We start from the raw sequence: 21,815 nt of genomic DNA on the forward strand, positions 1-21,815 counted from the left end.
CGACCGGTGCGCGCCGTGGGACGCGGGCTGAGGAGGTCACTGGCCGTCGGGCTCGGCGCTGCCCTCCTGGCAGCCGGTGCCACGGCGTGCTCGGGCACGGGCGACACGTCGGCGCAGAGCGTCGTCCCGCCCGGCCCGGCGGCCGCGTCCGGTTCGTCGGCGTCGACGGGCGGGCAGCCCGGCGGCACCCTGCAGGTCCTCGTCGCCGGCACGATCGCGACGTGGGACCCGCAGCTGATGTACGTCGGCCCCGAGGCGTTCTTCGCCCAGCGCACCTTCGTCAGGGGCCTCACGGCATACGGCACCGGGACGCAGCAGCGCGAGGTGCAGGGCGACCTCGCGACCGACGCGGGCACGCCGTCCGACGGCGCGCGCTCGTGGAGCTTCACCCTCCGTGAGGGCCTGCAGTGGCAGGACGGCTCGCCGATCACCTGCGACGACGTGCGCCACGGCGTGGCCCGCACCTTCGACCGGCGCACCCACGTCGGCGGCACCAACTACGCCAGCTACCTGCTCGACATGCCCACGCGGGTCACCGCCGAGGGCCTCGAGAAGCCCGTGTACGCCGGCCCGTCGGACACCGCCCACCAGGCCGACTTCGACCGCGCCGTCTCGTGCAAGGGGCGCACCGTCACCTTCAGGCTGCGCGACGCCGAGCCGGACTTCCCGCACATCGTCGCGCTGCCCGAGTTCGCCCCGCGCAAGGCGTCGGCCGACACGAAGACCGACAAGGCGTCGTATGCCGTCATGTCGAGCGGGCCGTACCGCCTCGAGGCGCCGTGGGTCGTCGGCAAGGGCGGCACGTTCGTGCGCAACGAGCACTGGGACCCCCGCACCGACCCGATCCGGCAGGCCTACCCCGACGAGATCCAGGTGTCCTCGGGGCTCGGCGAGTCGGCTGTCATCCAGCGGCTGCTCAACCAGCAGGCCGACGACGCGTACGCCGTCTCGTGGGTGCAGGCGAGCCCGACGCTGCGCAACCAGGCCGGCACCGACCTCCAGGCCCGGCTCACCTTCCCCTACACGGGCAACGTCGACTACCTCGCTCTCAACATGCGCAGCAAGGCGTTGGCAGACCCGGCCGTGCGCAAGGCGCTCGCGGCCTCGACCAACCGCGCCACCTACGTCACGGCGACGGGCGGCGAGGGTGCCGGCACGCCGACCTGGTCGGTCCTGTCGCCGGCGGTCTACCCCGAGTCGGTGAAGCCGCCGGCCGGCACCGGCGTCGAGGGCGACCCCGAGGCGGCCCGCCGGATGCTCCAGCAGGCCGGCGTCAAGCTGCCCGTGAAGCTGCGCCTCGTCTACGCGCGCTCGGTGCTGGCCGACAAGGCGTATGCCGCCCTGGTCGCCGGTTGGGAGCGTGCGGGCTTCGAGGTCGAGCTCAAGGGCGTGGCACCCGAGGAGTACTACGAGGAGATCGAGAAGCCCACCTCGGTGGGCTCCTACGACCTCTTCCGTGGCGTGTGGACCCCCGACTGGCCGTCCGCGGGCGGAGTGCTTCCGGCCCTGTTCGACTCGCGCATCAACATCGACTCCTCCGGCCCCGGCCAGGACGTCGGCTACTTCTCGAGCGATCCCGTGAACGCGCTCATCGACAAGGCCGACGTGACGGCCGACCCCAAGGCCCGGGCCAAGGTGTGGGAGCAGGCCGACAGCACGATCCGCAGCCAGGTCGGCTACATCGCGCTGTCCGCGACCAAGGCCCTCTACCTGCACGGGGCGGGCGTCCGGTCCTACGAGGACCACGCCGTCGGCGGCATCGTCGACCTCGCCACCGTGTCGGTGCGCTGACCGGCGGACCGCGCCGAACCGACCGACCGAGAGGACACCCGTGCCGCGCCTGCTCTTCGTCCACGCCCACCCCGATGACGAGACCCTGACGTGCGGCGTCACCATGGCCCACCACGTCGCGCGCGGCGACGACGTGCACGTGCTGACGTGCACCCTCGGCGAGGAGGGCGAGGTCATCCCGCCGGCCCTCGCGCACCTCGAGGGGGACCCGTCCGACGCCCTCGGGCCCTACCGGCACGGCGAGCTGACGCTGGCCCTGTCGCGCATCGGCGCGTCGATGCACGTCCTGGGCGCCGAAGCGTGCGACCCGTCGGACGGGCGGCTCTCGCGCTACCGCGACTCCGGCATGGCCGGGTCGCCGGCGGCCGCCCGCACGGACGCCTTCGCGGCTGCCGACCTCGACGAGGCCGGCGCGCTCGTGGCCGACGTGCTGCGACGGCTGCGTCCCGACGTCGTCGTCACGTACGACGAGCACGGCGGCTACGGCCACCCGGACCACGTCCAGACCCACCGCGTCACCCGACGCGCCCTGCAGCTGCTCGACGCGTCCGAGCTTCCGGCCCGCACCTACGAGATCGTCACGCCCCTCGGGTGGGCACGTGAGGACCGCGCGTGGCTGGCGTCGGCCGACCCGGCGCTGCTGGACACCTCCGCGTGGTGGCACGAGCCCGGTCTCGGGGGAGTGGCAGGCGACGGAGGGCCGGCTGCGCCGGCGCTCGTCGTGCCCGCGGCGGACGACCCGTTCCCGCCCTCGGTCGTCGACGACGACACCGTGACCCACGTCGTGCGGGACGACGCGGCCCGCGCCGTGAAGAACCACGCCCTGCGGGCGCACGCCACCCAGGTGATCGTGGCGAGCGAGGACGTGCACGCCCTCTCGAACTTCATCGCGGTGCGCACGACGGGCCGCGAGGGCTTCCGTCAGGTCGACCCGCTCACCTGGCAGCCCACCGGCCGGCGAGGCACCGACCTCCTCGCCCAGCCCGATCGAGAGAACGCGTCGTAACGCGGGCACGTGACGCGGCGTTCTCTCGATCAGGCCTGGAGGACGAGACTCCGATCGAGAGAACGCGTCGTCACCGACCCTCGCAACCGCTCGCAATCGAGAGAACGCGTCGTCACCACCGATCGGCGGCAACGATCGCGTCACGGGGAAAACTCGGGGACGCGCCTCGCCGAAATGTCGGACCCGGGGCGTTACCTTCGTGGCACCCGATCCACCGACCGGAGAGCCGATGTCCGACGACCCGTACGTGCCGAGCCGTGACGATCGCAGCGAGCGACGGTCCACGGCGCTACGTCTCGTCGTCGCCCTCGTCGTGCTGGGCGGCGGCTACGCCGGGCTGTGCACGTGGTCGTCGCAGCACGTGCCGTCGGCGGTGTCGGTGGGCGGCATCCAGGTCGGGGGCATGACGCCCGAGACCGCCCGGGCGGCCATCGACAAGGGATCGCGCTCCCTGCTCGCGACACCGATCGCGCTGACCGTGCCCGGCCGCGCCGAGCCCGTCCAGGTGGTGCCGCGCGACGCCGGGCTGAGCGTCGACGCGGGCCGGTCCCTCGACGGGCTCACCGGTTTCACGCTCGACCCGCGGCGCGTCTGGGACAAGCTGACCGGGTCGGTGGAGGCGCCGCTGCTCACGAGCGCCGACGACGACCGCCTCACCGCCTACCTCGAGAAGCTGGCGCCCGGTGTGGCCGTGGCACCGGTCGAGGGGCGCGTGACCTTCCCCGGCGGCTCGGTCGCGGTGGACCTGCCGGTGCCCGGGCGCACCCTGGACATCGCAGCCACCAAGCTCGCCCTGCGCAAGGCGTTCCCCGAGTCGACGGAGGCGACCGCGGCGGTCCGTGAGACCGACCCCCAGGTCAGCGCCGAGACCGTCCAGCAGGCCGCCGACCAGTTCGGCAGCACCGCGATGTCACGGCCGCTGACCCTCGTCAGCGGAACCACCCGGGCCGTGCTCGCACCGGCGGAGTACGCCTCGATGGTGTCCGTGGTGCCCGACGGCGCCGGCGGGCTCAAGCCGGCCTTCGACGAGCCCGCCCTGACGAAGCTGGTGTCAACGAAGGTGCGGGCCACGACCAAGGCCGCGAGCAGCGCGCGCTGGGTCTTCGAGGCGGCCAACGGCAAGCCGCGCCTGGTCCCGTCGGTGGACGGCCTGGCGCTCGATGCGGACGCCGTCGGCAAGCGGGTCGTCGCCGCCATCTCCGGCACCAACCGCACCGTCGACGTCAGCCCGTCCGTCGCGCGGCCGCCGTTCACGACGGAGGACGCCCAGAAGGCCGGTGTCACGACGCTGGTCGTCGACTTCAAGAGCCCGTTCCCGACCAACGACACGACCCGCACGAACAACCTCGTCGTGGCGACGAAGCGCATCAACGGCACGTACGTGCCGCCGGGCGGCACCTTCAGCCTCAACGGGATCCTCGGCGAGCGGACCACCGACAAGGGGTACGCCGACGGCACCGTCATCATCAACGGCCGGTTGACGCGTGGCACGGGCGGTGGCATCAGCCAGGTCTCGACGGTGATCTACAACATGGCCTACTTCGCCGGGGCCGACATCCAGGAGTTCACCGCGCACGCCTTCTTCATCCCGCGCTACCCCGAGGGGCGCGAGGCGACGGTGTACTGGCCGACCGTCGACAACAAGTGGAAGAACGACACGCCCTTCGGGATGCTCCTGCAGACCTGGGTCGAGGGTGGCTACGTCCACGGACGTGTGTGGAGCACGAAGACGTGGGACATCAAGTCGGTCAAGGGGCCGCGGCGAAACGTCGTGCCGCCCAAGACGATCCGCAGCGACAGCCTCAAGTGCTACCCCCAGCAGCCGAACCCCGGCTTCGACGTGACGGTCACGCGGCAGTGGTTCCGCCACGGCACGACGGCGCTCGTGAAGAGCGAGTCGGTCCGCACGCACTACATCCCGGAGGACGAGGTCGTCTGCACCAACCCGGCCGCCACGCCTCCGTGACGGGCCGGGACCGGCCCTGCTGACGTCAGGCCGACGGCTTGGCCACGTAGGTGTACTCGTGGTGCACGGTGAAGCCGAGGTCACGCCAGAACGCGACGCCCGCTGCGTTGTCCTCCGAGACCTGGAGGTACATGGCCGGCATGTTGTTCTCGCGCGCCACCATGGCGGCCGCCGACACGATCGTGGTGGCGAGGCCCGTACGCCGGTGGTCGGGGTGCACCCACAGGCCGAAGATCCCCGCCCAACCCGGGTGGATCGCGAGGCGCGCCAGGCCGATGATCGTGTTCGTGTCCGGGTCGCGGACCGAGAGGAAGAGCTGGCCGTCGCTGCCGGTGAGCACGGCCTCGGTCGCGCCGGGCACGATCGAGCGCTGCTCGCCGTACGCGGTCAGCCAGTCGAGCTGCAGCTGCGCGTCTGCCGTGACCGGGGCGGACTGCTCGGTCAGCGGGGGGACCGCGGCGGAGAGCCCGGTCATGACGAGCACGCGCTGCCAGTTGTCGTGGCCGCCGCCGACCACGTAGCCGCGCTCGAGCAGCGCTGCGACGGTGGGCTGCTCGGTGGCGTCGAAGCCGGTCTCGCCGTGCACCTGGAAGATCGCGGGTCGCTCACGGTCGGCGTACCACTTCTCGGCGAAGTCGATGGCCCGCTCGACCGGCAGGCTGGGGTCGCCCACGACGAGCACCGAGTTGGCCCGCCCGGTGAAGCCGCCCGAGGCGCGCAGCACCCAGTCGCCGACGCCGCCGCGGTCGACCGCCTGCCAGCCCTTGGCCATGAGCTTCTCGAGGTCGTCCGCCGACACGCGCTCGTGCGGCCTGCCGGCGCGGCTCGCGGGCGGCGGCACGTCCTTGGCGGCGAGCACGTCGGCGCGGATGAGCTTCACGCGCTCGGTCTTCGTGTCGACGACGAGGAAGTCGGTGTTGCGGGCGACGAGCTCGCCGACGAAGTCGGTCGCGGCTGCACCCTCACCCTCCTCGAGGCGGTAGCGCACGACGACGCGGTTGCCGATGGTCAGGCCGGCGGTGAGGCGGTGCCCGGGGGTGTCGGTGCCGGCGGCAACGCTCGTCCCCGAGTCCCTCCCAGAGCCCCTCCCAGAGTCCGTCGGAGAGTCTGTCCGCGGGCCCGTGTCGGAGTTGGTCTCATCGGTGGGGCCGTGCGTGGGCTCGCCGTTCATGTCCGGCATACTAGGCGGTGCAGCAACTGCTCCCGAACGCTCCACAGGAGGTCCCGCTCCCCATGACCTACGTCATCGCCCAGCCTTGCGTCGACCTGAAGGACCGTGCCTGCATCGAGGAGTGTCCGGTCGACTGCATCTACGAGGGCAAGCGGTCGCTCTACATCCACCCCGACGAGTGCGTGGACTGCGGCGCCTGCGAGCCCGTGTGCCCCGTCGAGGCGATCTACTACGAGGACGACGTTCCCGAGCAGTGGGCCGACTACTACAACGCCAACGTCGAGTTCTTCAACGACCTCGGCAGCCCCGGAGGCGCGGCGAAGCTCGGCGTCATCGACAAGGACCACCCGCTCATCGAGGCCCTGCCCCCGCAGGAGCACGACGAGTGACGCTCGCCGGCGGGTCCGTGCGCGGGCTCGACCTTCCTGACTTCCCCTGGGACTCGCTCGCGCCCTACAAGGCGCGAGCGGTCGCGCATCCGGGGGGCATCGTCGACCTGTCCGTCGGCACCCCGGTCGACCCGACCCCCGAGGTCGTACGCCGGGCGCTGGCCGAGGCGGCCGACGCCCCCGGCTACCCGCTGACCATCGGCACCACCGATGTGCGCGAGGCCGTCGTCGAGTGGTTCGCGCGCCGACGGGGCGTCACGGGGCTCGGCACCGACGGCGTGCTGCCGACCATCGGCAGCAAGGAGCTCGTCGCCTGGCTGCCGACCCTCCTCGGCCTGCGCGCCGGAGACGTCGTCGGCATCCCGGCCGTCGCCTACCCCACCTACGACATCGGGGCGCGCATCGCCGGCGCCACTGCTGTCGTCGCCCAGTCGTTGACGAGCCTCGGGCCGCTCACGGCGGCGACGACCCCGAAGCTCCTGTGGCTCAACAGCCCCGGCAATCCCAACGGCCAGGTGCTCGGCGTCGAGCACCTGCGCAAGGTCGTCGAGTGGGCCCGCGAGCACGGCGTCGTGGTCGCGAGCGACGAGTGCTACGCCGAGCTCGACTGGCGCGAGGGCCAGTTCGGCACCTCGACGCCGAGCATCCTGCACCCCGACGTCTGCGGCGGCGACCACACGGGTCTGCTGGCGGTCTACTCCCTGTCGAAGCAGTCCAACCTCGCCGGCTACCGTGCGGCCTTCGTCGCCGGTGACCCCGCGATCATCGGCACCGTCCTCGAGGTGCGCAAGCACGCGGGCATGATCATGCCCACACCGGTGCAGCACGCGATGGCGGTGGCGCTGCGCGACGACGCGCACGTCGAGACGCAGCGGACGGCATACGCCCGCAGGCGCGAGCAGCTGCTCGCGGCAGTGACCCGCGCGGGACTGCGCGTCGACCACTCCGAGGCAGGGCTCTACCTGTGGGCGACCCGCGAAGAGGACTGCTGGACAATGGTTTCCGAGTTCGCCGACCGCGGCATCCTCGTAGCGCCCGGGTCGTTCTACGGCGCCGCCGGCGCCCGCCACGTGCGCATCGCGCTGACGGCCACCGACGAGCGCATCGCCGCCGCCTGCGAGCGCCTCTGACACCGAGCGTGACCCATGTCACCACGGGTCGCCGGGCGCACGTCCGTGGATGGACCTGTTTTCTCAGGGCGGAGCACGCTGGGGTAACGTCGCTCGCGGATACGTCCGGCGACTTTGGGCCGGAGTGACAGGAGGCGAGGAACAGTGACGAAGGCAGTGGACGCGACACTCAAGGTCGCAGACAAGGAACTCACGTTCCCGGGCGTCGACGCCGTGGAGGGCAACGACGGGCTCGGTGTGGGGTCCCTGCTGAAGGAGACCGGCCTCGTCACCTACGACGTCGGCTTCGTCAACACCGCATCGTGCAAGAGCGCGATCACCTACATCGACGGCGACCAGGGCATCCTGCGGTACCGCGGCTACCCCATCGCGGAGCTGGCCGAGAAGTCGACGTTCGTCGAGGTCGCCTACCTGCTCATCTACGGCGAGCTGCCGACCCCCGAGGAGCTGACGCGCTTCGAGGACTCGATCCGCCGGCACACGATGCTGCACGAGGACCTCCGCGCCTTCTTCAACGGCTTCCCGCGCGACGCGCACCCGATGCCCGTGCTCAGCTCGGCCGTCTCGGCGCTCGGCACGTTCTACCAGGACAGCCTCGACCCCTTCGACCAGGAGCAGGTCGAGATCTCGACCGTCCGCCTCCTCGCGAAGCTGCCGACGATCGCGGCGATGGCGCACAAGAAGAGCGTCGGCCAGCCGTACATGTACCCCGACAACTCGCTGTCGTTCGTCGAGAACTTCCTGCGCATGACGTTCGGCTACCCCGTGGAGCCCTACGAGGTCGACCCGACCGTCGCCAAGGCCCTGGACCTGCTCTTCATCCTGCACGCCGACCACGAGCAGAACTGCTCCACCTCGACGGTGCGCCTGGTCGGCTCCGCCCACGCGAACCTCTTCAACTCGGTCTCGGCCGGCATCCACGCCCTGTCGGGCCCGCTCCACGGCGGCGCCAACCAGGCCGTCCTCGAGATGCTCGGCAAGCTCCGCGAGTCGGGCGACGACCCGAAGAAGTTCATGGAGAAGGTCAAGAACAAGGAGGACGGTGTCCGCCTCATGGGCTTCGGGCACCGCGTCTACAAGAACTACGACCCGCGCGCCGCGATCATCAAGAAGGCCGCCGACGACATCCTCGAGAAGCTCGGCCAGAACGACCCGCTGCTCGAGATCGCCAAGGGCCTCGAGGAGATCGCCCTGGCCGACGACTACTTCGTCGAGCGCAAGCTCTACCCGAACGTCGACTTCTACACCGGCCTCATCTACAAGGCCATGGGCTTCGAGTCGAAGATGTTCACGGTGCTCTTCGCCATCGGCCGCCTCCCGGGCTGGATCGCCCAGTGGCGCGAGATGATGAACGACCCCGAGACGAAGATCGGCCGCCCGCGCCAGATCTACACTGGCGAGGCCGAGCGCAGCTACCCCGCCTGAGCGTCGGCTCGACCGGATCCATCCGATGCCCCCGCCCCGCAAGGGACGGGGGCATCGGCATGATGGGGTGATGGCCAAGTACCTCGTCAACGACGCGGCCGTCGCCCGGTGCCGCGAGCTCATCGACGCCCGGCAGTACGTCCTCGACAGCGACTGGGGGCAGGTCCAGCCGGGGGCCGAGGCGCAGAACGCGTACCTCGAGAAGCACTCCTGGGACGAGTACGCGGCGTGGCACCTCGGGCTCACCGAGGGCGCGAACGACGAGACGAAGGCGCGCTACGCGTTCGTCTACGGCGACCTGCGTCGGGTCCATCGCACGGCGCTCATCGCCTGCGTCTACCGAGCGTCGGAGTGGCGGCACAAGGACGTCGAGCTGGCGGCGCACGACCTGCTCCAGCACCTCGACAAGGTCACCGGCTGAGGTCCGCCCCTCACCGGCCCGATCCGGTATGCCGTCAGCCGAGCGTGACGGTGACCGTCGTCCCGGCCGTGCCCTGCGACCAACCCTCGTCGCCGCGGTCACGGTCCCACGCGCGGTCGCCGATCGACACGGACGTGACGCCGTACATCTCGGCGCGGGCGACCGACCAGTGCGCGACCGCCCAGGCGATGGTCGCGTCGCCGGCCGAGACGGTGACCTTCCCGTCGCGGGCCTTCGCGGAGGTGACTCCCATCTGCTGCGACAGGTCGCCGACCACCCGGGAGGGGGAGACCGACTGCTTGACGGCGTCGAGACGACAGGTGAGTCCGGCGGGGGAGTGGCCCGTCAGCGTCGAGGCGAGCACGCGGCCCTGGCCCTCGTGGTCACGGTAGGCCTCGGGGAAGCCGCTCTTCTGAACGCGCTGGGCGATCTTCGTGATGTCGGCCGTCTCGTAGCCCTTGTACTTCTCGAGGGCGTCGTAGAACCGGTTCGTCGCGTAGACGGGGTCGAGGATCTGCTTCTCGGTGCCCCAGCCCTGGCTCGGCCGCTGCTGGAAGAGGCCGACCGAGTCGCGGTCGCCGTAGCGCAGGTTGCGGATCTTCGACTCCTGGAAGGCGGTCGTGAGCGCGATGGTCGCTGCTCGCGGGGGCATGTCCCGCTTCACCGACAGCGCCGAGATGAGCGCGGCGTTGGCCGTCTGGTCGGGGTCGAAGGTCTCGGTCACGCCGGAGGCCTTGATGGTGCACTGCGGGTTGACGACGCTGGAGATGAGCAGGCGGGCCGCGAACCACCCTGCTCCGCCCACGAGTGCGACGACGACGAGCAGGGTCACCCAGCGGCGTCGGCGGCGCGCGGGGGTCTGCCCGCGCGATGACCCGCGGCCGCGGGATTCGGCGAGGGTGGGGCCCGGTCGGGTCGTCGGCATGGGGTCCTCAGGTGGTCCGGCTCTGGTCTGAACCGGTCGAAGGGGAGCGGGGGTCGGTTCAGTCGTTGGCGTGCAGCGCGGCGTTCAGGGTGATGCCCGTGCCCTTGCGGTCACGGGCCTCGACGGCACCGCTGACGCTGTTGCGGAGGAACAGGATGTTGCTCGATCCCGACAGCTCCTTGGCCTTGACCACGGACCCGTCGGGAAGCGTCACCTTGGTCCCCGCCGTCACGTAGAGCCCGGCCTCGACGACGCAGTCGTCGCCGAGAGCGATGCCGATGCCGCCGTTGGCTCCGACCAGACAACGCTCACCGATGCTGACGCGTTCCGTGCCGCCGCCCGAGAGCGTGCCCATGATGGACGCGCCGGCGCCGATGTCGGACCCGTCGCCGACGACGACGCCCTGCACGATGCGGCCCTCGACCATCGACGTGCCGAGGGTGCCGGCGTTGAAGTTGCAGAAGCCCTCGTGCATGACCGTGGTGCCGGGGGAGAGGTGGGCGCCCAGGCGTACGCGGTCGGCATCGGCGATGCGCACGCCCTGCGGGACCACGAAGTCGGTCATGCGCGGGAACTTGTCGACGCCGTAGACCGCGACGTGCTGCCCCCGGGCCCGCAGGCGCAGCCGGGTCTGCTCGAAGCCCTCGACCGCGCAGGCGCCGGCGCTCGTCCAGGCGATGTTCGGCAGGGCGCCGAAGACGCCGTCGAGGTTGATCGTGTTGGGGGCGACGAGGCAGTGCGAGAGCAGGTGCAGGCGAAGGTACGCGTCGGGGGCGTCGGCGGGGGCGGCGTCGAGGTCGATCTCGACGAGCCGCACCTCGGTGCGCACGCGCCGGGCCTCGTCGGTGCCGACCAGGGCCTCGAGCCCCTCCGGCACCGCCGCGTCACCGGGTGCCGCACCCAGCGCGGGCTGCGGGAACCAGGTGTCGAGCACCTGCCCGTCGTCCGTGATCGTCGTCAGTCCGTGACCCCATGCGCTGCGCTCCGACATGGCGGCAAGGATATGGGGCAGCGCCGCGGGTCGGCACACGCACCCGCGGAGCGGACTCCGGCGCCCGCCCGCAGCACGGGGCGGCTAGCCTCTCACGTATGCCGTCGACCCCGCTGCCCGCCGACCAGACCTCCGCGACCGGCCCGGTCCTCGACCTCGGCGCCGACGTCACGACCCTCACCGCGGCGATCTGCGACATCGAGTCGGTCAGCCAGGACGAGGAGGCGCTCGCCGACGCGATCGAGGCGGCACTGCGTCCGCTCGCGCACCTCGAGGTGACCCGCGACGGCAACACCGTCGTCGCCCGCACCTCCCTCGGGCGCGAGGAGCGCGTCGTGCTCGCGGGCCACATCGACACGGTGCCGCTGACCGACGTCCCCAACCTTCCGACGCGCCGCGTCGACGACGTGCTGTGGGGCCGCGGCACCGTCGACATGAAGGGCGGCGTCGCCGTCATGCTCCGCATCGCGGCCGAGGTCACCGAGCCGGCCCGCGACCTCACCTTCCTCTTCTACGAGTGCGAGGAGATCGACGGGAAGTTCAACGGCCTGGCCCGGCTCGCCCAGACCTCTCCCGAGCTGCTGGTCGGAGACTTCGCCGTGCTGCTCGAGCCGACCAACGGGGCCATCGAAGGGGGCTGCAAGGGCACGCTCCGCGTCGAGATCACGACCAAGGGCATCGCCGCGCACTCCGCCCGCCCGTGGAAGGGGCACAACGCGATCCACGACGCCGCTCCCGTCCTGGCGCGCCTCTCCGCCTACGAGGCCGAGACCATCACCGTCGACGGCCTCGACTACCACGAGGCCCTCCAGGCCGTGGGCATCTCCGGCGGCATCGCGGGCAACGTCATCCCCGACCGGTGCGTCGTCACCGTCAACTACCGCTACGCGCCCGACAAGAACGCCGACGAGGCGCTCGCCCACGTGCGCCAGGTCTTCGACGGGTTCGACGTCGAGCTCACCGACGCCGCCGACGGCGCCCGTCCCGGCCTGCTCCTTCCGGCGGCCAAGGCCTTCATCGACGCCCTCGGCGTGCCGGTCAGCGCCAAGGAGGGGTGGACCGACGTCGCCCGCTTCTCGACGCTCGGCATCCCCGCCGTCAACTACGGACCCGGCGACCCCAACCTGGCCCACATGGACGACGAGCGCTGCCCCGTCGGACAGTACGCCGACGCCGAGGCCGCGCTGCTGCGCTGGCTCGCATAGCCGCGCCGCATAGGGTTGTCGGTGTGACCGACGAACAACCCGACCCCCGCCTGCCCGCGGAGCCGCGAGAGGACCGCCGCCAGACCGGACCGGTGACCCTGCGGCGTCACAAGGTGCCCCGCACCACCACCGACCAGCGCCTGCTCGAGGCCCACCAGCGCACCGACTGGCTGCATGCCGACCCGTGGCGGGTCATGCGCATCCAGTCGGAGTTCGTCGAGGGCTTCGGCGCCTTGTCCGAGCTCGGCCCGGCGGTCGCCGTCTTCGGTTCCGCCCGCACGCGACCTGACGACGCGGCATACGCCATGGGGGTCGAGGTCGGGCGCCTGCTCGTCGAGGAGGGCTACGCCGTCATCACCGGCGGTGGCCCCGGCGCGATGGAGGCGGCGAACCGCGGCGCGTTCGAGGCGAAGGGCACCTCGGTCGGGCTCGGCATCGAGCTGCCCTTCGAGACCGGCCTCAACGAGTACGTCGACCTCGGCATCAACTTCCGCTACTTCTTCGCCCGCAAGGTCATGTTCCTCAAGTACTCCCGCGGGTTCATCGTGCTGCCCGGCGGGTTCGGCACGCTCGACGAGCTCTTCGAGGCGCTGACGCTGGCGCAGACCCAGAAGGTCACCGAGTTCCCCGTCGTGCTCATGGGCAGCGAGTACTGGCAGGGCCTGCTCGACTGGCTGCGCACGACGGTCCTCGACAACGGCATGATCACCCCCGACGACGTCGACCGGCTCGTCGTCACCGACGACCCCCACGAGGCGGTCAAGCTGATCCGCACCTACGAGGAGCCGCGCACGTGAAGTGGTTCATCCTCCTCGTCGGGATCGTCGTCCTGTGCCTCGTCGTCGCCCTCCTGCTCGGGCTCGCCGGCGGCGGGCTCGGGCGCGCGAGCTCGAGCCTGAGCCACGAACCGCTGCCCGACGAGCCGCTCGCCGACACCGACTTCGACGACCTCGTCTTCGACGTCGGTGCCCGCGGCTACCGGATGAGCCAGGTCGACGGCGTGGTCGACCGGCTGCGCCGCGAGCTGCGCGAGAAGGACGAGGAGATCGCCGTGCTGCGGGGCGCACACGTGCGAGCTGAGAACGACGGTGCGGCTGCCGAGGCGTCCCCGGAGGCGGAGCCAGCAGACGACGCGGCCGCCGAGCCGATCACCGAGCCCGCACCGGAGCCGGGCGAGGAGCGGACCGCGGAACCCGTCCGCGACCCCGACCCCAGCCCGACCCCGACCCCGGACCCGGTCGCGGAGTCCGGGACGCGAGTCGACGACGAGGGCGGCGCGCGTGCGACGTCCGCCCCGACCGGCGGGCACGAACGCACCCCATGACCGTGGTCCACCCGCTGCGCCCCCCGACCTCACGACGCGTCTTCATCGGCTGGGTGCTCGCCGCGTACGCGCTCGCCCGGGTCGTGTCGACGACCATCCTGCTCGTGGTGCTGCCCCGGCAGGTGCCGAGCAGCATGACGGGCGGCGACGGGGTGCCGGTCACGTTCTTCTCGTTCACCGCGCTGTGGGACGGCGAGTGGTACGGCAAGATCGCCGCAACCGGCTACCCCGACGTGCTGCCGATCGGTGACTCCGGCCGGGTCGGCCAGAACCCGTGGGCCTTCTACCCCCTCTTCCCGATGCTGTCGCGGGCCGGCATGACGCTGACCGGTCTCGACTTCCCGACCGTCGCCTCCAGCATCGCGCTGGTCTGCGGCGTCGGCGCCGCGGTCCTCATGGGTCTGCTGCTGCGTCCGCGCATCGGCGACCCGGCGGCATACCTCGTCGTCGCCCTGTGGGCGAGCTTCCCGGCGTCGGTCACGCTGCAGCTCGCCTACACCGAGTCGCTCGCGATGCTGCTGCTCGTCGGCTACCTCTACGCGCTCTCGCGGGAGAGATGGCTCGTCGCCACCGCGGTCGCGCTGCTCACCGGCCTGTCCCGGCCGATCGCGGCACCGTTGGGGCTCGTGACCCTCGTGGTCGTGGTGATGCGGTGGCGCAGGCGGCGCGAGGCGCCGATCTCGACCGGCACGTACGCGTCCATGCTCGCCTCGCTCGTCGGCTGCGGCGTCGCCGGGCTGTTGTGGCCCGCGATCGCGTGGTGGCGCACCGGGTCGAGCTCGGCCTACACCGACACGATGGCCGCCTGGCGCAGCTACGACACGGTCGAGCTGTTCGTGCCCTACATCGACCGGCTGCAGGACGCCACGTGGGGGCCGTGGCTCGTCGGCGGTCCGATCGTCGTGCTGCTCATGGTCGCCGGCCCGTGGGCCCGCAACCTCGGCGCCGACCTGCGCACCTGGACGCTGGGCTACACCTTCTACCTCATCGCCTCGCTCGACCCCTTCACGAGCATCTTCCGTTACCTCCTGCCGCTCTTCCCGCTGCTCGTCGTCGTGCTCGGCGCCGGCTGGGGCGACCGGCGCGGCAACACGTGGCGGCGCCTGCTGTGGCGGTTCGTGCCGCTGCTGCTCGCCTTCGTCGCGGGCCAGTACTGGTGGACCGAGGTGCTCTGGCGCTACGTGCCGTCGCCCAACGGCGACTTCCCCCCGTAACCAGTTCGACGACGGGCTGATGATCGGGCACCTCGTGTGGTGATGACCACCCCGGACGCCGGACCATCACGCGAACCATGCGCCAGAAGCCCGCTTTGTCCACACCCCTCTCCGAACGAGCAGGGTGATCCACAACCAGGAGCAGGGGCAAGTGGTGGACCCGGCCCCGGGGCCACCCTGAGGCATGGCACTCACTGCAGCGGCGACAGCACTGGCCGAGTCCCAATGGGGTGTCGTGACCCGTCGCCAGCTCCTCGGAGCTGGCGTCAGCCGCGAGACGCTGCGGTGGCGCATCGGCCGCGACTGGCGCCTGGTGCTCCCGGGGGTCTACGTGCTGCAGACCGGCCTGCCCACGCTCCAGCAGCGACTCGTCGCGGCACAACTCCTGGCGGGAGAGGACGCCTGGCTGGCCGGCTCGAGCGCCGCTGCCCTGCACGGCATCCGGGCCTGTCCGGTGACGACGCCGATCAGGGTTCTCGTGCCGGCGCCCCGTCGGTCTCGCCGCATCGCATGGGCCGACATCCGGAGCACGACCTTGGGCGGGGAGCCTCTGGTGTCGCGAGGCCCCCTTCGCCTCGGCTGCCTGGCGCGCGCGGTGGTGGATGCCGCCTCCGAGACTGCAGACGGTCGAACCGCTCGCGCGATCTTCATCGAGGCGGTGCAGCGCCGTCTCGTACGGCTCGACGACCTCGAGCACTGGGTGGACGCGCGGGGCCGAGCCGGGTCGGTTCGGCTGCGCCGCATGCTCGACGAGGTGGCGGCCGGCGCGTGGTCTGTGCCCGAAGCCGACCTGCTCGCCCTGGTGAAGAGCTCGCGCACTCTCCCTCGACCCATGGCCAACCCCCTGCTCGCTGGACCCTCCGGTGAGGTGCTGACCTCGCCCGACCTGTGGTTCGACGAGGTCGGGATGGCGGTGTTGGTCCAGTCCCGGACCTTCCACGCCAACGGCCTTGACTGGGACGCCACCGTCGAGGCCGGCTCGGACCTGTCAGCCCTCCGCGTGGTGGTCATCGGGGTCACTCCGGCCGCGCTCGCCCGTGACCCGGCCGCGCAGCTGGCTCGCATCGAGCGCGCCCACGCGAACGCCGTGCGCACCGGCACGAGAGCGCCGGTGGTTGCGACGGAACGAGGCGCCATCCCTCTCGGGCGAGCGTGCTGAGCGGGACGCACGCCAGCCTCCAGACCGCGTCAGGTGCCGGTGTAGGTCGGGGCCTGCTTGGCGAGGAAGGCATCGACCGCCGCACGGTGGTCGTTGCTCGCCCCGGTGAGGGCCATCAGCTCGGCCTCGTTGGCGAGGGCGTCCGCCAGGTCGGCGCTCGCGGAGTAGGCGACCGCGCGCCGGATCGAACCGTAGGCCAGGGTCGGGCCGTCGGCGAGTTGCCGGGCAAGATCGCCGGCCGCGGTCTCGAGCTCGTCGGCCGGCACGACCCTCGTCACGAGCCCCAGCGCCAAGGCCTCGTCGGCCGGGACGGTGCGCGGCATCAGCAGCAGCTCCTTGGCGCGCGCCGGCCCGACGAGGCGGGGGAGCGACCACGACGCGCCGGAGTCGCACGAGAGCGCGATCCCCGCGAACGAGGTGTTGAGGCCGGCCAGGTCGGAGGCGATGCGGAAGTCGCAGGCGAGCGCGAAGCTGAGCCCGGCGCCGGCCGCCACCCCGTTGAGCGCCGCGACGACCGGCTTGTTCATCGTCGACAGGGCGATGACGATCGGGTTGTAGTGGTCGGTGACCGTGGTGGCGAGCGTGGAGCTCGGGTCGCCGAGGCTGCGCACGTGCTCCTTGAGGTCCTGACCGACGCAGAAGGCGCGCCCGCTGCCGGTCAGCACCACGCAGCGGACCGCGGGGTCCTCGCCGACCTCGCGCAGCGCCGCCACGAGGGCGTCCTTGAGGGCGTTGTCGAGGCTGTTCATGGCATCGGGTCGGTTGAGCCGCAGCCACGCGACGCCGTCGGTCACCTCGACGAGCAGGGGTGTGGGGGAGTCGGGGCTCTCGGCGGGACGGCGGTCGTCGGCGGTCTCGGTCATGGGCGTCACTCTGTCCCAATCCGTCCCGGCGGGGAAGCGGGACGGGCTCCGCAATGCCCTGACGTGCGGACTCTCACATCCCCAATTAGGTCTCGCAAACGAGACACGGAATAATGGGACCAAAGACCGAGGATTCCTAGGGAAGGGGAACCATGGCAGCAATGAAGCCGAGGACCGGCGATGGCCCGCTCGAGGTCGTCAAGGAGGGCCGCGGCATCGTGCTGCGGATGCCCCTTGAGGGCGGTGGCCGGCTCGTCGTCGAGATGACCCCCGACGAGGCTGCAGCTCTGCGTGACGCGATCCAGGGTTGTGACGGCGTCAGCTGACCCCTCGCCCGATCCAGGTTCGACGGCCCCTGACCGCCAGGTCGGGGGCCGTTTCGCGTCCCCGGCCACATCCACCCGGCCCGGTCCACCGATCACGTATGCCGCCCGGCCCGCCGGGCGGCATACGTGATCTATCGCTTCACGGCGACGAGCAGGCCCTCGCCGACGGGCAGCAGGGACACGGCGAACTGGTCGTGGTCGCGGATGGCGCGGCCGACGTCGCGCAGGGTGCGGGTCTCTGTGTCGCGGTTGGCGGGGTCGGACTCCTTGTCGCTCCACGTCATGACGAGCGTGCCACCGGGGCGCAGCAGGCGCGTGGCCTGGGTGAGGTAGTCCGGGTACTCCTGCTTGTCGGCGTCGACGACGACGAGGTCGTAGGCGGCGTCGGTCATGCGGGGGAGCACCTCGAGAGCACGCCCGGCGATGACACGGGTGCGCTGGTGGGCGATGCCCGCGGCCGCGAACGCCTCGCGGGCGGCGCGCTGGTGCTCGGTGTCGAGGTCGATGGTCGTGAGGATGCCGTCGGCGGGCATGCCGCCGAGCAGCCACAGGCCGGAGGCGCCTGCGCCGGTGCCGATCTCCATGACCGCCTTGGCGCCGATGGCGGCCGCGAGCATCTGCAGCACCGACCCCACGCCGTTGCCGACCGACTCGGCGCCGAGCTCCTCACCTCGCCGGCGGGCCTCGTCGACGTGCTCGCTCGCGGCGACGAACTCCTCGGCGTGCGACCAGGCTGCGACCTTCTGGGTGCTCATGTCCGTCACCCTACTGTGACCGGATCGACGACTTCGGCTGCCTCTCGTGCCCGATCGGGTAAGGATCGGGTCATGGACGAAGCGGACCGGCCGACCACAGAGCACCGGCGCCCCGAGGGCCTCGACGACGCGACCGTGGAGGCGCTCGGCAAGCTCTCCGAGGCCCTCGAGGTCGTCGAGGACGCACGCGGGCACCTCTACGGCTTCCACCGCCTGACCGGGATGGCCGACCTGGCGCTCGGCGAGGCCGTGGACCTGCTGCGCGACGCGGGGCACGCCGAGCTGGCCGAGCAGGTCTCCACCGAGCTCGTGGGGCGCAACGTCATCGAGGGCCGCTGGACCTTCCAGGTCGTCGAGGAGTACGACGACGGCTACTACGCGACGTTCAAGCGGCTCGAGGCGCTCGCCCGCGACGACCTCGCCGGCGGCCGCCGACACCTCTTCGAGGCCGAGATGAAGGAGGACCGTCGCACCCACGGCCGGCGCCATCACGAGGCCGTCCCGCACGACGGATCCGAGCAGTCGCCGTGACCGTCGGTCCGCGCCACACCGAGCACGACCCACAGGCGATCCACAGGTTCCGGCTGGCGCCCCGACAGCCGGAGTCGGGACGATCAGTGGGAACGAATCGAACATCGACGGCGTTATGTCGATGAACCGTCCCCGTGAAAGGCCCTGCCCCCAGTGAGCACCAGCGTGACGTCCACCTCTCCCGCCCCCGGGGAGCAGGCCGACTCGACATGGACGCCTCCCACCTGGGAGGAGATCGTGGAGCAGCACTCGGCCCGCGTCTACCGCCTGGCCTACCGCCTGACGGGCAACCCCCACGACGCCGAGGACCTGACGCACGACGTGTTCGTGCGCGTCTTCCGCTCCCTGCACTCCTACCAGCCCGGCACGTTCGAGGGCTGGCTGCACCGCATCACCACGAACGTCTTCCTCGACAAGATGCGGCGCAAGCAGCGCATCCGCTTCGACGCCCTCCCGGACGACGCCGCGGGCCGCCTCCCGAGCTTCGAGAAGGGCCCGGAGCAGACCTATCACGACGCCCGTTTCGACGACGACGTGCAGCGGGCCCTCGACGCGCTCGCCCCGGAGTTCCGCGCCGCCGTCGTCCTGTGCGACATCGAGGGCCTGTCCTACGAGGAGATCAGCGCGACGCTCGGCGTCAAGCTGGGCACCGTGCGCTCGCGCATCCACCGCGGCCGCGCCCAGCTGCGCGAGGCCCTCGCCCACCGGGCCCCCGAGGTCGCCGCTGCGGCCCGCCCCGCCAAACCCGGCACGCGAACCGGCCGCGCCGGCCTGCGCCTTCCCGGTCGTCGAGTCGCGGCGAGCACGCGCTGATGGGGCCGGGGTGATGTCGTGACGCCGCACCTGAAGGGACACGTACGCGCGTACGTCGACCGTGCGCTCCCGCCTGCGCTCCTGCACCTCTACGACAAGCATGTCGTGTGCTGCACGTCGTGCCGCGCCGCCGCCGACCAGGAGCGGCGCATCGTCGCGTCGCTGCGGGCCGACACCGGCGTGCCGATGAGCCTGCGCACCTCGCTCATGGGGCTCGCCGCGGCCGCACCTGCGCAGTCCGCGCCGGGGACCGACGCGCCGCGCGTGCCGATGCCGCCCCTCGGCTTCCGTATGCCGTCGACGCCGTCCTACGAGCCCGTGCCCACCGTGCGGCCGACCGCCCCCGCCCTGCACCGCTCGCCCATGCGCGCCGCGGTGGTCGCCTCGATCGCCGCCGGCGCCTCCGTGGCCGCGGCGTGGGGCCTGGCCATCACGCCCGTCCCGGGCACCCGGGCGGCCGTGGTGCGTCCTCCCGTCGCGAACCTCGGTGCCACCGTCGGCTCGTCCAACCTCGGTGGCACCGCGCTGCCGGCAGCGCGCGTCACGAACCGCGACGCGCAGCGCAGCACCGAGGCCGCCAGCCGCTCGGCCTACTGGGTCGTGACCACCCGCGTCGTCAACCGTGCGCCCACGCCGTCCGGTGCGCGGGCCCTCCTGCGCGGCGCCGACGTCAGTTCGGCACAATCGAGCCCATGACCGACGAGTCGACGACGCCGGACCGCGAGCCGACCCCGGCCCCTGCCGCAGGGGTGCCCGAGCCCGCTTCACCCGCGCGACCCGCCGAGCAGGACGCCGTCGCCGCAGCACCTGCCCCGGACCGTGAGCCGACCGGCATCATCGACCTGCACGACACCCGGGCCATCCCGGCTGGACCAGCGGCCCAGCCGGGCCCGCCCGCGTCCGCCTCCGCCCCTCAGCCGGAGCCCCCCACGGGTGGCTCGACCGGCTCGATGCCGGGCGGTCGCGGCGACGACAACGGTGACGACGCCTGGTTCGACGTCTTCGGTGGCGAGCACCCGGGCGAGGGTGCCGGGGTCCCGGCCAGGGCCGACTCGTCCTGGGGCAGCGACCGCGCCGACGCCAGAGCCGATCAGGCGCACCGTTCCGCCTACGCACCTCCGGCGCACGACGGTGACCCGAGCACGCCGGTGGCCGCCCCTGCGGCCGGCCCGGCCACCGCTGACGATGCCGCAGCGGCAGCGAGCGGGGCCGCGAGCGCCGGCGCGACGGCATACGCAAGTGGTGGCCCCCAGGGCTGGACCTACGGGTCACCCTCCGCCGGACCCTCGGCCGGCGGCGTGCTGCTGACCGACGATCCTCCCGCCCCGGCCCGCCGGCGACGCGGTCGACTCGTCGCGGCGGTGGCAGGGCTCTGCCTGCTCTCGGGACTCGTCGGCGGAGTGGCCGGCCAGCTCGCCGAGGACCGCATCAACACCGGCACGTCCACGCTGCCCGAGCCCGGCCCCGGTGCGACCGCGCGACCGCCCGGCTCGGTCGCCAACATCGCCGCGGCCGCCCTGCCCAGCGTCGTCACGATCAAGGTCGACGGCGGCAGCGAGGGGTCGGCCACCGGGTCGGGCTTCGTCATCGACAAGAAGGGGCACGTGCTGACGAACAACCACGTCGTCGCGGCGGCCCCGGGCGGCGACATCGAGGTCGTGCTCAGCAACGGCGACGCGCAGAAGGCCACGATCGTCGGCCGCGACACCAGCTACGACCTCGCGGTGCTGAAGATCGCGCGCACCGACCTGACCCCCCTGCGGCTCGGGCCCTCCGACAAGGTCGTCGTCGGCGACCAGGTGATCGCCGTCGGGGCGCCGCTCGGGCTCGACCAGACCGTGACCACCGGCATCGTCAGCGCGCTCAACCGGCCGGTCAGCGCCGGCGAGGGTCCCGAGTCCTCGTTCATCAACGCGATCCAGACCGACACGGCCATCAACCCCGGCAACTCGGGTGGCCCCCTGCTCGACATGAGCGGCGACGTCATCGGCATCAACAGCGCCATCGCCCGGGTCCCGGGCACCACCGGCTCCACCGGCGGCAGCATCGGGCTCGGCTTCGCCATCCCTAGCGACCAGGCCCGGCGCACCGCCGACCAGCTCATCGCGACGGGCAAGGCCACCCACCCGATCATCGGCGTCTCGCTCGACCGCACCTTCTCCGGCGACGGCGCCCAGGTGTCCGACGCGCCCGGCGCCGTGACGGCCGGCGGCCCCGCCGCCAAGGCCGGCGTCAAGGCCGGCGACGTCGTCGTCGGCTTCGAGGGCAAGCGCATCCGCACGCCCGACCAGCTCATCGTCTCCATCCGGGCGCGGGCCGTCGGCGACACGGTGAGGCTCAAGGTCGAGCGCGGCGGTCAAGAGATCGAGCTGACCATGAAGCTCGAGGCCGATCCGGGCAAGTAGTCCCC

General features: G+C 72.0%; 22 protein-coding genes. 17 read left to right on the forward strand and 5 right to left on the reverse strand.

The annotated features are described in order from the left end of the window. Window positions 1-15: 15 nt before the first annotated feature. The 3 genes from ACYVNR_RS06620 (at window position 16) to ACYVNR_RS06630 (ending at window position 4,763) form a co-directional block, all read left to right on the forward strand. Window positions 16-1,791: an ABC transporter substrate-binding protein gene (locus tag ACYVNR_RS06620; RefSeq protein WP_461047382.1), complete on the forward strand. Its 1,776-nt coding sequence runs from the start codon at window positions 16-18 to the stop codon at window positions 1,789-1,791. A 40-nt stretch (window positions 1,792-1,831) separates the two neighbouring features. Continuing rightward, complete coding sequence (gene mshB, locus ACYVNR_RS06625) at window positions 1,832-2,797, forward strand: N-acetyl-1-D-myo-inositol-2-amino-2-deoxy-alpha-D-glucopyranoside deacetylase (RefSeq protein ID WP_461047384.1); 966 nt, start codon at window positions 1,832-1,834, stop codon at window positions 2,795-2,797. Window positions 2,798-3,026: 229 nt separating this feature from the next. Further along, window positions 3,027-4,763: a VanW family protein gene (locus tag ACYVNR_RS06630; RefSeq protein ID WP_461047386.1), complete on the forward strand. Its 1,737-nt coding sequence runs from the start codon at window positions 3,027-3,029 to the stop codon at window positions 4,761-4,763. Between the two features lie 25 nt (window positions 4,764-4,788). On the opposite strand, the gene ACYVNR_RS06635 is transcribed toward ACYVNR_RS06630, so the two are convergent. After that, complete coding sequence (locus ACYVNR_RS06635; protein WP_461047388.1) at window positions 4,789-5,934, reverse strand: GNAT family N-acetyltransferase; 1,146 nt, start codon at window positions 5,932-5,934, stop codon at window positions 4,789-4,791. A gap of 62 nt (window positions 5,935-5,996) precedes the next feature. On the opposite strand from ACYVNR_RS06635, the gene fdxA reads away from it, so the two are divergent. The 4 genes from fdxA to ACYVNR_RS06655 all read left to right on the forward strand — a co-directional run bounded on the left by fdxA (window position 5,997) and on the right by ACYVNR_RS06655 (window position 9,299). Then, entirely contained in the window at window positions 5,997-6,323 is a 327-nt protein-coding gene (fdxA, locus tag ACYVNR_RS06640; protein ID WP_020143133.1) for a ferredoxin, read from the forward strand. Further along, a complete protein-coding gene (gene dapC, locus ACYVNR_RS06645) occupies window positions 6,320-7,453 on the forward strand; it encodes a succinyldiaminopimelate transaminase (protein WP_461047390.1) in 1,134 nt (377 codons plus the stop codon). Before fdxA ends, dapC begins: the two co-directional genes overlap by 4 nt. A 144-nt stretch (window positions 7,454-7,597) precedes the next feature. Further along, window positions 7,598-8,878, forward strand: coding sequence for a citrate synthase (locus ACYVNR_RS06650; protein WP_461047392.1), 1,281 nt, complete (start codon window positions 7,598-7,600; stop codon window positions 8,876-8,878). 70 nt (window positions 8,879-8,948) lie between these two features. Further along, entirely contained in the window at window positions 8,949-9,299 is a 351-nt protein-coding gene (locus ACYVNR_RS06655; protein WP_045191827.1) for a hypothetical protein, read from the forward strand. Window positions 9,300-9,333: 34 nt separating this feature from the next. Here the strand turns inward: ACYVNR_RS06655 and ACYVNR_RS06660 are convergent, their stop codons facing one another. Both ACYVNR_RS06660 and dapD read right to left on the reverse strand, forming a co-directional pair. Further along, window positions 9,334-10,224, reverse strand: a complete 891-nt coding sequence (locus ACYVNR_RS06660; RefSeq protein WP_461047395.1) for a hypothetical protein — start codon at window positions 10,222-10,224, stop codon at window positions 9,334-9,336. Window positions 10,225-10,282: 58 nt separating this feature from the next. Continuing rightward, window positions 10,283-11,215: a 2,3,4,5-tetrahydropyridine-2,6-dicarboxylate N-succinyltransferase gene (gene dapD, locus ACYVNR_RS06665; RefSeq protein ID WP_045191826.1), complete on the reverse strand. Its 933-nt coding sequence runs from the start codon at window positions 11,213-11,215 to the stop codon at window positions 10,283-10,285. Between the two features lie 98 nt (window positions 11,216-11,313). Here dapD and dapE point away from each other — a divergent pair, with 98 nt between their 5' ends. The 5 genes from dapE (at window position 11,314) to ACYVNR_RS06690 (ending at window position 16,117) form a co-directional block, all read left to right on the forward strand. After that, a complete protein-coding gene (gene dapE, locus ACYVNR_RS06670; protein ID WP_045191824.1) occupies window positions 11,314-12,420 on the forward strand; it encodes a succinyl-diaminopimelate desuccinylase in 1,107 nt (368 codons plus the stop codon). Window positions 12,421-12,443: 23 nt separating this feature from the next. Further along, window positions 12,444-13,217 (forward strand): LOG family protein, encoded by a 774-nt coding sequence (locus tag ACYVNR_RS06675; RefSeq protein WP_045191823.1) that lies wholly within the window; start codon window positions 12,444-12,446, stop codon window positions 13,215-13,217. Then, a complete protein-coding gene (locus tag ACYVNR_RS06680; protein ID WP_461047398.1) occupies window positions 13,214-13,744 on the forward strand; it encodes a cell division protein DivIVA in 531 nt (176 codons plus the stop codon). Before ACYVNR_RS06675 ends, ACYVNR_RS06680 begins: the two co-directional genes overlap by 4 nt. Continuing rightward, complete coding sequence (locus ACYVNR_RS06685; protein ID WP_461047400.1) at window positions 13,741-14,958, forward strand: hypothetical protein; 1,218 nt, start codon at window positions 13,741-13,743, stop codon at window positions 14,956-14,958. Before ACYVNR_RS06680 ends, ACYVNR_RS06685 begins: the two co-directional genes overlap by 4 nt. A gap of 184 nt (window positions 14,959-15,142) precedes the next feature. Then, a complete protein-coding gene (locus ACYVNR_RS06690) occupies window positions 15,143-16,117 on the forward strand; it encodes a hypothetical protein (RefSeq protein WP_461047402.1) in 975 nt (324 codons plus the stop codon). Between the two features lie 29 nt (window positions 16,118-16,146). Here the strand turns inward: ACYVNR_RS06690 and ACYVNR_RS06695 are convergent, their stop codons facing one another. Further along, window positions 16,147-16,980: an enoyl-CoA hydratase/isomerase family protein gene (locus ACYVNR_RS06695; protein WP_461047404.1), complete on the reverse strand. Its 834-nt coding sequence runs from the start codon at window positions 16,978-16,980 to the stop codon at window positions 16,147-16,149. A gap of 152 nt (window positions 16,981-17,132) precedes the next feature. On the opposite strand from ACYVNR_RS06695, the gene ACYVNR_RS06700 reads away from it, so the two are divergent. Next, window positions 17,133-17,306, forward strand: coding sequence for a DUF3117 domain-containing protein (locus ACYVNR_RS06700; RefSeq protein ID WP_076262632.1), 174 nt, complete (start codon window positions 17,133-17,135; stop codon window positions 17,304-17,306). Window positions 17,307-17,437: 131 nt separating this feature from the next. On the opposite strand, the gene ACYVNR_RS06705 is transcribed toward ACYVNR_RS06700, so the two are convergent. Beyond that, on the reverse strand, window positions 17,438-18,061 hold the full coding sequence (locus ACYVNR_RS06705; RefSeq protein ID WP_045192006.1) for an O-methyltransferase: 624 nt from the start codon (window positions 18,059-18,061) through the stop codon (window positions 17,438-17,440). A 72-nt stretch (window positions 18,062-18,133) separates the two neighbouring features. On the opposite strand from ACYVNR_RS06705, the gene ACYVNR_RS06710 reads away from it, so the two are divergent. The 4 genes from ACYVNR_RS06710 to ACYVNR_RS06725 all read left to right on the forward strand — a co-directional run bounded on the left by ACYVNR_RS06710 (window position 18,134) and on the right by ACYVNR_RS06725 (window position 21,810). Beyond that, a complete protein-coding gene (locus ACYVNR_RS06710) occupies window positions 18,134-18,592 on the forward strand; it encodes a hypothetical protein (protein ID WP_045191820.1) in 459 nt (152 codons plus the stop codon). Window positions 18,593-18,757: 165 nt separating this feature from the next. Further along, entirely contained in the window at window positions 18,758-19,405 is a 648-nt protein-coding gene (gene sigE / locus ACYVNR_RS06715; protein ID WP_458798502.1) for an RNA polymerase sigma factor SigE, read from the forward strand. Between the two features lie 18 nt (window positions 19,406-19,423). Further along, complete coding sequence (locus tag ACYVNR_RS06720) at window positions 19,424-20,101, forward strand: anti-sigma factor (RefSeq protein ID WP_458798501.1); 678 nt, start codon at window positions 19,424-19,426, stop codon at window positions 20,099-20,101. Continuing rightward, window positions 20,098-21,810: a S1C family serine protease gene (locus ACYVNR_RS06725; RefSeq protein WP_461047407.1), complete on the forward strand. Its 1,713-nt coding sequence runs from the start codon at window positions 20,098-20,100 to the stop codon at window positions 21,808-21,810. The genes ACYVNR_RS06720 and ACYVNR_RS06725 overlap by 4 nt, the downstream gene beginning before the upstream one ends. Window positions 21,811-21,815 lie beyond the last annotated feature (5 nt).

The organism is Terrabacter koreensis, from assembly GCF_054783315.1.

Coding starts and splice junctions, on each gene's coding strand:
- ACYVNR_RS06630 (WP_461047386.1), top strand. CDS start 3,027: ATGTCCGACGACCCGTACGTGCCGAGCCGTGACGATCGCAGCGAGCGA.
- ACYVNR_RS06635 (WP_461047388.1), bottom strand. CDS start 5,934: ATGAACGGCGAGCCCACGCACGGCCCCACCGATGAGACCAACTCCGAC.
- fdxA (WP_020143133.1), top strand. CDS start 5,997: ATGACCTACGTCATCGCCCAGCCTTGCGTCGACCTGAAGGACCGTGCC.
- ACYVNR_RS06655 (WP_045191827.1), top strand. CDS start 8,949: ATGGCCAAGTACCTCGTCAACGACGCGGCCGTCGCCCGGTGCCGCGAG.
- ACYVNR_RS06660 (WP_461047395.1), bottom strand. CDS start 10,224: ATGCCGACGACCCGACCGGGCCCCACCCTCGCCGAATCCCGCGGCCGC.
- dapD (WP_045191826.1), bottom strand. CDS start 11,215: ATGTCGGAGCGCAGCGCATGGGGTCACGGACTGACGACGATCACGGAC.
- dapE (WP_045191824.1), top strand. CDS start 11,314: ATGCCGTCGACCCCGCTGCCCGCCGACCAGACCTCCGCGACCGGCCCG.
- ACYVNR_RS06685 (WP_461047400.1), top strand. CDS start 13,741: ATGACCGTGGTCCACCCGCTGCGCCCCCCGACCTCACGACGCGTCTTC.
- ACYVNR_RS06690 (WP_461047402.1), top strand. CDS start 15,143: ATGGCACTCACTGCAGCGGCGACAGCACTGGCCGAGTCCCAATGGGGT.
- ACYVNR_RS06695 (WP_461047404.1), bottom strand. CDS start 16,980: ATGACCGAGACCGCCGACGACCGCCGTCCCGCCGAGAGCCCCGACTCC.
- ACYVNR_RS06700 (WP_076262632.1), top strand. CDS start 17,133: ATGGCAGCAATGAAGCCGAGGACCGGCGATGGCCCGCTCGAGGTCGTC.
- ACYVNR_RS06705 (WP_045192006.1), bottom strand. CDS start 18,061: ATGAGCACCCAGAAGGTCGCAGCCTGGTCGCACGCCGAGGAGTTCGTC.
- ACYVNR_RS06710 (WP_045191820.1), top strand. CDS start 18,134: ATGGACGAAGCGGACCGGCCGACCACAGAGCACCGGCGCCCCGAGGGC.
- ACYVNR_RS06725 (WP_461047407.1), top strand. CDS start 20,098: ATGACCGACGAGTCGACGACGCCGGACCGCGAGCCGACCCCGGCCCCT.